The sequence below is a fragment of the Mycobacterium sp. TH-M103 genome, assembly GCF_057473785.1.
The window spans coordinates 1-6,287 of the sequence record NZ_JBYCLG010000340.1; the positions used below are offsets into that span (position 1 = coordinate 1).

At 70.4% G+C, this 6,287-nt stretch carries 3 protein-coding genes and 1 pseudogene; 1 reads left to right on the top strand and 3 read right to left on the bottom strand.

The window, feature by feature from the left end; translation table 11 throughout:
- The 3 genes and pseudogenes from AC2VOR_RS18920 to AC2VOR_RS18930 form a co-directional block, all read right to left on the bottom strand.
- Nucleotides 1–270: pseudogene (locus AC2VOR_RS18920) on the bottom strand (alpha/beta hydrolase); the annotation flags it as partial.
- An 82-nt stretch (nt 271–352) separates the two neighbouring features.
- Nucleotides 353–2,983, bottom strand: coding sequence for an AAA family ATPase (locus tag AC2VOR_RS18925; RefSeq protein ID WP_369737599.1), 2,631 nt, complete (start codon nt 2,981–2,983; stop codon nt 353–355).
- Entirely contained in the window at nt 2,980–4,125 is a 1,146-nt protein-coding gene (locus tag AC2VOR_RS18930; RefSeq protein ID WP_369737598.1) for a metallophosphoesterase family protein, read from the bottom strand. Before AC2VOR_RS18930 ends, AC2VOR_RS18925 begins: the two co-directional genes overlap by 4 nt.
- 1,599 nt (nt 4,126–5,724) lie before the next feature.
- Here AC2VOR_RS18930 and AC2VOR_RS18935 point away from each other — a divergent pair.
- Nucleotides 5,725–6,219, top strand: coding sequence for a SixA phosphatase family protein (locus tag AC2VOR_RS18935; RefSeq protein WP_486964298.1), 495 nt, complete (start codon nt 5,725–5,727; stop codon nt 6,217–6,219).
- The last annotated feature ends 68 nt before the right edge of the window (nt 6,220–6,287 follow it).

Genomic DNA, 6,287 nt, shown 5'->3' on the forward strand with positions numbered 1-6,287 from the left:
CGACATGCCCACCCCGCGGTGCTCGATCATGATGACGTCGAGGCCGGCCGCGGCGGCGCGCCGCCGGAAGCCCTGGTACATCAGCACCGAGGCCACACCCGGCCCTCCGGGGATGATCACCAGCGGGTGGGTGGACTTGCGGCCGGCGCGCACGTAGTAGAGGTCGAACTCTTCGGCGCTGCCCGGCGAGACCGGCCGGCGCACCGGCCGCACCCCGGGCAGTCGGGCCAGCTTGTCGTGCGTGCGGCGCCGCTTAGCGTTCATGGTCATCGGTGTCGGCCCACCATGGTCCCCCATTCTGCCGAGCGCGCCCGCGGTCGCGGTGCGCCGGTCCGCCCGGGCTTGGTCCCCGCTAGACGTTGAGGTCGATGCGGTGCGCCCCCTTGACGCCGTCGTAGCGGCCGGGGCTGCAGGTCAGCACGATCACCTGCCCGTGCACGCCCACCGTGTCGAACACCTGCCCCATCGTGGCCAGCCGGTCGGGATCGGTGAACCCGAGGGCGTCGTCGACCACCACCGGGACGGTGTCCTCCTTGGCGACCAGCGCGGCGCCAGCGAGCCGTGCCAAAATGCCGAGTTGCTCTTTGGCCCCGCCTGACAGGGATTCGTAGGGCACCGTGACGCCGTCGAGGGTTCGGCTGCGGATGCGCAGGTCAGGATCGATGTCGACCTCGAAGGTCGGCCCGAACACGGGGCGACCGAGCCGCTGCAGTTCGCTCCGGTAGGGCTCGACGTAGCGCAGCCGGGTGTTCTCGCGGTGGCGCGTCATCACCGAGCGCAACAACTGCGCGGCGCGGGCCCGGCCGCCGATGCGGGCGTACTCGTCCGTGGCGTGCTCGAGTTCGGTCTCGGCGGCGTCGAGTTTGCCCTTGCGGCCCTCGTTGCCGATGACCGAGAGTTCGATGCCGACCTCGCGCAGCGCGCGGGCGGCGTCCTCGTAGCGCTGCTGCAGGGATGTGGCCTCGACGGTCGCTGCCTGCAGTTCGGCGGCCACCGCGTCCGGGGCCGCCGCGGCCAGCTGTTCGGCCAGCTCGGCCACGCGCTGCTCGGCGGCCCGGGCCGCCACCAGCGTGGCCTGCGCCGCCGCGGCGAGGTCCTCATCACCGGACGATGCTCGCTCCCGGGCCAGCCGCTCGGCGGCCGCGGCCAGTTCCGCGCGCTGGGCTTCGGATTTGTTCAGCAAAACCGTTGCCTGCATGACCGATTCGTTGAGCCGGGCGCGGGCGGCGGCCGCCGCCTCGCGGGCGGTCTCGCAGGCGGTGTTCGCGGCCGCGCGGGCCCGTTCGGCGGAGTCGAGTTCGGCACGGGCGGCATCGGCATCGATGGCCAGGAGGACGGCCCCGTCTTGCCTGGCGGCACAGAGCTGTGTCAGGCGCTCGCGCAGGTGGTCGACATCGTCGTCGCCGCACAGCCCGGCCAACGTGGCGTTCAACCGGTCGCGGCCGCTCTCGAGTTCGCGGCGACGCCGGCCTTCCGAGCGCGCCCCGGCCAGGTCCGCCACCGCGCCGGTGGCCAGCGCGGCGGACAGCTCGTGTTGCGCCGCAGCATGTTCGGCCCGCAAATCGAGCGCGGCCGCACCGGGAGTGACCCGCGCGCTCAGCACGCCGGGCACCTCGACAATGGTGGGACCGGTGGCGGTGATCGACCAGGTTTCACCGGCCGACAACGACACCCGTTGGTCGCCGGTGGACAGTTCGACGTCGGCGGCCGCAGTGAACTCGACCGCCGCCGAGATCAGCGTCAGCTGCGCACCGATGCGATCGACCGCGGCCGCGGCATCCTCGATCCGTCCGAGCACCTGCTCGGTGACCGCGACCGCAGACAGTTGCGCGCAGGTCCGGTCGCGGTCGGCCTGAAGGGCCTCGATCTTGGCCAGCCGGGCCCGCAGGCGGTCGGCCTCCTCGCGCTCGGCGAGGCCCGCCACCGTGCGCCGGGCGGCGTCGACGCGGCGTTGCAGGTCCAGCAGGGATTGCGTCGCGGCTTCGGCCGCGGCGTCGGCCGCCCCGGCGGCCTCCCGCGCCACCGCCTGCGCCTCGGCGGCCTCCCGCGCCGCCGCCTCGGCGGCGCTAACAGTTGCTGTGCGAGAAGCGATTTCGCTGAGCAGCCGCACGCGGCCCTCGTGGGCGGCGGCCGCGGCGTCGCGCGTCGCGCCCGCCGCGGCCGCGACCAGCCCGGCTTCGCGCGCCTGGCCGGTGAGTTCGGCTACCCTGTCGGCGGCGTCCCGGGCGGCCGCCAGGCGCCGCCCGGCGGCCATCCGCTCCTGGGACAACTCGGCCACCTGCTCGGTCAGGTCGGCGTGGCGGCGCACCCGCTCGTCGACCTCGGCGACGGCCGCCGCGCATTCGGCGACCGCGGCCTCGGCCTTGTCCCGCCGGGAGATCGCGGTGGCCCACTCCCCGGTGGGGCGCCCGGTCGGGGTGAAGTAGCGGCCGTACTCGGTGTCGATCCTTTCGACCAGGAGCGGCTCGGTCCCCGACAGCGCCGCGTCGGCGCCCGAATGCGCGGCAGCGACGTCCAGCGCCCGCGACAGCGCATCGCAGCCCGACAGATTCACCGCGGCGGTCGACGCGCTCTGCAGCACCCGCTGGGCACGCCACAGATCGGCGTCCACCGTCTCGGCCAGCATCGCCGTGACGCGCTCGTGGGCTTCGTCGCCGGTCAGCTGCTCGCGGCGCGGCGTCAGCACCGCCAGCTCCGTCTCGCACTTCTTGTGAAACCGCTTGCGGTAGACGAAACGATAAGGCCCGCAGCTGATCTCGGCGCTGACCTCCGAGCCGACGTCGCTGTTGGTGGGCTTGACCTGCTTGACTTCCTTTTTCGTCGAACGGTCCCGGCATTCCAGCAGCAGGTCCAGCGCCTCGATCATCGACGACTTGCCAATCTCGTTGGCGCCACACACCACGACCACACCGTGGTCGGGAAACGCGATGTCCCGGTGCGCGATGCCGCGGTAGTTCGTCAGGACCAGCCGGTGCAGCTTCATGCCGCCCCCCGGTCGACCAGCCTCAGCAACAGCGCCAGCGCCGCCTGGGCGTCGACGGCGGTGTCGGTGTCGCCCTCGCGCGCGGTCGCCACGAGTTCCTCGACGGCCGCGGCGGCGAACCCGCCGATGCCCAGATCGGTGAACTCGCCATCGGCGGGGATCACGGCCAGGTCGGTGTGCCGGTCCCACAGCCCGAGCCAGGCGAACAACCGCGCGTATTTGTCCAGGCACGCGTCCAGCGCGGCGCGGTCGGTGACGGTCAGCGAACCGGCCAGCGCCAGCCGTACCACCGTCCGGTCCTTCGCCGGCATCAGGTCGAGGTTGAGGTCGAGATCGGCGATGTCGCGGCTGTTGTCGACCTGGCGACGCAGCGTGACGAACCGCCAGCGACCGACGTTTCGGGGTGTCACCGAGACGGCGCCCGATGTGTCGTCGATGTCGACGACCAGGACATGCCCCGGGTCGGATTCGACGTCGTCGAAGTTGGTGACCTCCGGGGAACCGGAGTACCAGACCCGGCCGCCGGCGCCAACCCGGGTCAGCGAATGCTTGTCCCCCAGCGCCGCGTAGTGCACGACGCCCCGGTCCAGCGCGTCCTCGAGCCCGGCGAGCCGGATCAGCGAGGGTTTGCCGGGATCGGGGTCGAGTTCGTCGACACCACCGTGGGCTAGCAGGATCCGGGTGGTCGTGCCCGGGGACAGACCGTCCAGGACGTCGGCGACCAGGTCGGTCGTCGGGACCTTCGAGCGCCAGGGCGCGGCCACGATCTCCAGCCCGGGCCGGACCTGGTGCACCCCTGCCCGGTCGAGCACCCTGACGTTGCCCGGGCATTCCGAGGTGAACAGCACGCTGGTGTAGACCGACGAGGCGTCCAGCGGATCGTGGTTGCCCGGCAGCAGGTAGACGGGGATTCCGATGGCGCGCATGGCTTCCAGCGACTGGCTCACCACCTGGGGGGCGAGCTGGTTGTGTTCGAAGACGTCACCGGCCACCACGACGAACTCGGCGCCGACCTCGGCCGCCAATGCGCCCAGGCCGGCCACCGCGTCGCGGCGCGCGGCCGAATACCGCGGCTGGGCGTCACCGGCGAGAAAGTGCCGGGTCATGCCCAGCTGCCAGTCGGCGGTGTGCAGGAATCGCATACCGGCGACCCCCTCTCGGATCGTGGCTGTCAGGGCACCGCGAGCTTAAATCGGGCCACCGACAAGAACGGGAATCCCGCCCGGCAGGTCGCGGAGAAGCCGGGATCCCACGGAATGACCGTGTGATCACAGCCTCACTGGAATACGACCAGCTGCCATCGGGCTCCCGCGTGGACTTCCACGTCAAGCCGGCGCACGGCCCGAAGGACTCGTTCAGCGCTCCCCACGGCCTCCGAACAGACCCGGTGTCGTCAGGGCAACTGTCCGGTGCCCGCAGGAGCACCCCCGCTATCGAGCGGACACCTGACTGTTATCCGTGACCGCGACGGCACGACGCCGAATCCGCCCTTCCGCGGAACGATGAAAACGCGCGGAACGATGCGGGTGCACAGACGATCGGATTGCGCATAAAGACCGGCGCCCCGCGGGTCGTCACGCAGGACCGTAGTCGCGAAAGCCGGCCCGCCGGCCCCGACAGCAGGCGCTGATACGAATGATCCATCCCCACCCCGCCGGGCGCGGACCGTGACGCCCGGGGTATCGCTGTCTCCCGCCGCGTCAAAGCGCGTTGGCCTGGCTCCACGTTCGGCACCCGCCGTTTTCGGGCTGCCGTACTGATCCGCCACCCCCACCGGGGGTCCGACAGCGGATACAGCCCGTGGTGAGGAGCCCGGCGCAACGCACCCAAAGCCCACCAGAATCGCCGCGGTCGCCGCCCCGACGCAACTCCTTCGCAGCCATCCTCGTTGGCCGGCATTATCGCCTTTCACAGCCTGCCCCCTTCCGCCGCCCTCCGCCGCATCCGTGCATATACCCCCATTGGGTATATAGCCATACCCCGGTATGGTATCACGGTTAGGTTCGCCGTCTAACACCGAAATCGATCCGCGCCCTGATCACCGCGTCTCCGGCGGCAGGCCCTGGTGCCGGATATCTTCTGCGGAAACAGCTTTCACCAATCATCCACCACGCCTCCCACGCGCTATCCGAGGTTCGGCCCACCCGGAACCGCCCGGCAGAAGCACTGGGATGACGTCGAACGCCGCCCTGCCACCAACCCAGCAGCATGCCGAACGCTATTCGCCCACTTCGCCGTTCGAAGCTGTACGCATCTTCTAGCGCATTAAGTCGGGAGGCGTCGTTGCCCCCGCGGCCAGCTCGAGGGCACTGACGTCATTCTCCGAAGCGGACTCCCAGTCTCGACCGGCAAAAACGAAGTGCACCGATGCTTTCGGAGTGTCTTACCTCAGAAAAGTCCGACTATCTCAAGCCAATGGACCTGTGCCCAAGTATTTTTGAAGTTCGCACCACGTTCAACCGCAGAGGTCGAACACATAGGAAAGACATAACCGGCCGGACTACCGATACGAGAAACCGAGGTAACGGCCTTTGAGAAACCTATGAATCCCGGCCACCACCAAGCCCACGCCGGCAAAAGCTGGGATAATTGCGCGCCGATACGGCGGGAAGACCGGGTCGGCCGCCGCTCGCGCCAAGGTCCGCAGACCGCAGCCTGTCCGCGAGGTGCAGCGCCAACTGCCGCTCCGATCGCCCCCTGTGCCCACGGTCGACAGTCCCGGGTTGCGTAGCGTGTGTCGCGTGAATGTACTTCGCACCCTGCTGCTGCTGCGGCACGCGAAATCCGACTACCCCGACGGAGTCGCCGACCACGACCGGCCGCTGGCACCGCGCGGCATCCGGGAGGCGGGACTGGCCGGTGATTGGCTGCGCGCCAACGTGACCACCGTCGACGCCGTGCTGTGCTCGACGTCGACCCGCACGCGGCAAACCCTGGCACGCACCGGAATAAATGCCCCGACGCGTTACGCCGAACGCCTCTACGGCGCCGCCCCCGGCACCGTCATCGAGGAGATCAACACGGTGGGCGACGAGGTCAAGACCCTGCTCGTGGTCGGCCACGAGCCGACGATGTCCGGCCTGGCACTCGTGCTGGCCGGTGCCGACGGCACCGTCGCCGAGCGGATCGCAGCGAAGTTCCCGACGTCGGCGATCGCCGTGCTCGCCGTACCCTGCGGGTGGGAGGACCTGGAGCCGGGCGCCGCCGCGCTGGTCGGTTTCGAGGTTCCGCGCTGAGCCCGATTGCGCAGCTCCTCCTCGCCCCGCCACGCGGGCCGCATCGTCGCCGCGCTGAGCCCGATTGC